The 2,633-nt window shown below is 69.4% G+C and carries 2 protein-coding genes; one reads left to right on the top strand and one right to left on the bottom strand.

Annotation, left to right across the window (positions count from 1 at the left end):
- Positions 1-417, bottom strand: a 417-nt coding sequence (locus FVW27_RS12820) for a YigZ family protein (RefSeq protein ID WP_208294773.1), incomplete at its 3' end; no start/stop codon positions are given.
- A 143-nt stretch (positions 418-560) separates the two neighbouring features.
- On the opposite strand from FVW27_RS12820, the gene FVW27_RS12815 reads away from it, so the two are divergent.
- Positions 561-2,633, top strand: a 2,073-nt coding sequence (locus FVW27_RS12815) for a DNA topoisomerase 3 (RefSeq protein WP_243838427.1), incomplete at its 3' end; no start/stop codon positions are given.

The raw sequence follows: 2,633 nt of genomic DNA, 5'->3' as shown, positions 1-2,633 counted from the left end.
GTCGCTGCACCCGATGCGCGCGGTGTCGCCCGGCGGCCCGGCGGCAAAGGCCCAGCAGTTGTGGGTGGCGTCGGCGAATTCGCCGCGCACCGCCTCGATGAAGGCCCGCGCCGTGGCCGTGTCCGGCGCGTGGGCCACGCTGACGATGAACCGGCTGCGCTTGATGGAGTCTTCCCGCCGGTACACGCCCCCGGCAAACCCGGTAGCCCCGGCCATGTGGACCAGCTCGGCCCCCTGCGCCAAGGCGCCCGGCCCTGCCGCGTCCGGCCTGCCCGAGTGGCCGGACAGAAAGGGCACCGCATAGCGGGCGGGGGTAGGCTGCCCCGCGTGGGGTGCGGATTCGCCCGTTGCGGTTTCCGCTCCCGGCGCGGTTCCGGATGGGATACCAGGTGGGGTAAGGGTACGCTGGTCGGCCATGGCCTCCGGCTGTAGCCGCCTGCCCGTGGCAGGTCAAGGTACCGGTCGGGATGCCGGGCGGCACACCGGTCGGGGTGCCCCGTGCCCATAACGGGCCCACACTCCAACATTTCACCCATCGCCCCCGCAACCAACCATTCACCATGTCCAAAACCCTGATCATCGCCGAAAAGCCCTCTGTCGCGCGTGAACTGGCCCCCCTCGTGGGCGCCACGCAGCGCCGCGCGGGCTTTCTGGAAGGGCCGGACCATCTGGTGAGCTGGGCCGTGGGGCACCTTGTGGGCATTGCCGAACCGGAGGAACAGGACCCGGCCTGGGCGGGCCGCTGGACCCTGGACCAGTTGCCCATGCTGCCGCCGCGCTTTCGGCTGCGGGTACTGCCGGAAACGGCGGACCAGTTCGCCGTGCTGCGCCGCCTGCTCACCGACGAGCGCGTTACCGGCGTCATCAACGCCACCGACGCCGGGCGCGAGGGCGAGCTGATCTTCCGGCGCATCTACCTGATGGCCGAATGTGCGAAACCGGTGCGCCGCCTGTGGGCCAGCGACATGACCGAGGAAGGCCTGCGCAAGAGCCTTGCCCGCCTGCTGCCCGACGCGGAAAAGCGCAACCTGGGGCTGGCCTCCTTTGCCCGGGCCGAGGCCGACTGGCTGGTGGGCATGAACTATTCGCGCCTGTTCACGGTAAAGACCGGCGGCCTTGTCTCCGTGGGGCGCGTGCAGACCCCGGTGCTGTGCCTGCTGACCGCCCGCCGCCGCGAGATAGAACAGTTCGTGCCGCAGGATTTCTGGACCGTGGAAGGCGTGTTCACCCCCGGCGGCGGCAAGGGGCGGGCCGCGCACGACGTCGGGACCGCCCCCGATGCGGCACCGGACGCGACACCGGACACGTCACCCGCCGACGCGCCGGACTCCTTCCCCGCCGTATGGCACCGCCCGCCGGAACTGCGCGAAACCCGCGTGGACAGCGAGGACGAGGCCTCGGCCATCGCCGACGCCTGCACCGGGCGCGAAGGCGTGGTGGAATCGGTGGCCAGCAAGGCAGGCAGCCAGCAGCCGCCCCTGCCCTTCGACCTGACCACCCTGCAGCGAGAAGCCAACACCCGCTTCGGCCTGTCCGCAAAGGACACCTTGGCCCACGCCCAGGCGCTGTACGAAACGCACAAGCTCATCACATACCCGCGTACCGATTCCCGCCACCTGACCAAGGAACTGTTCGCGGAAATCCTGAATCACTTCCGTGCCATCCACCATCTGTACCCGGACGAGACCATGCTGGCGGTTGCGCGCATCAAGTCCGGCAAGGTCAAGTTCCCCTGCGTGGATGACCGCAAGGTCACCGACCACCACGCCATCATCCCCACCGCCCGCAAGGGCGACCCGGCCCGCCTTTCGCAGCCGGAACGGCAGATCTACGAAATGATCTGCCGCCGGTTCATCGCCGCCTTCTGCGCCGAGGCAAAATTCGCCACCTCCACCGTCACGGTGAAGGTGGGCGAGCACGCCTTCATCGCGCGGGGCAAGGTGTTCAAGGAAAAGGGCTGGCTGGCCGTGGAACCGTGGCGTGCGGCGGAGGACACCCCCCTGCCCCCCCTCCGCAAGGGTGCGAAGCTGCACACAGACGATATCCGCCGGGTAACGCGCCAGACCAAGGCCCCGGCCCACTACACCGACGCATCGTTGCTGGCGGCCATGGAAACCGCTGGGAAACTGGTGGAGGACGAGGAACTGCGCCAGGCCATGAAGGAACGCGGCCTCGGCACCCCCGCCACCCGCGCACAGGTCATCGAAACGCTGCTCCAGCGCGGCTATGTGGCCAGGCACGGCAAACGGCTCATCGCCAGCGACCGGGGCATGCAGGTGGCCGAGATCATCGAGGCGCTGCTGCCCGACGTGGCCTCGCCCGAGTTGACCGGCACGTGGGAAAAGGCTCTCAAAGACATGGAGGCGGGCACCGCCACCTACCCGCAGTTCATGCACGGGATACGCGAAAGCGTGTGGAACGGCGTGCATCGCATCAAGCGGGTGGGCGGGCGCAATCTGGACCGTTTGCTGGACACGGCGTCCGAACGGTACGCCCGCACGCCCGACGGGCTGTGCCCGCTATGCGGCGGCGAAGTGCGCCAAACCCCGCGCGGCTGGGCCTGTACCGGGCAGCCGCCCGCCCCTTCCGGAAAGAAGCGCGGCAAGGCGGCAAACGGCGACGACGGCGACGGG

Source organism: Nitratidesulfovibrio liaohensis, from assembly GCF_011682075.1.
GTDB classification, from domain to species: domain Bacteria; phylum Desulfobacterota; class Desulfovibrionia; order Desulfovibrionales; family Desulfovibrionaceae; genus Cupidesulfovibrio; species Cupidesulfovibrio liaohensis.
The sequence above is the reverse complement of the archived record's forward strand: the minus strand, read 5'-3'. Positions and strand labels throughout refer to the sequence as shown.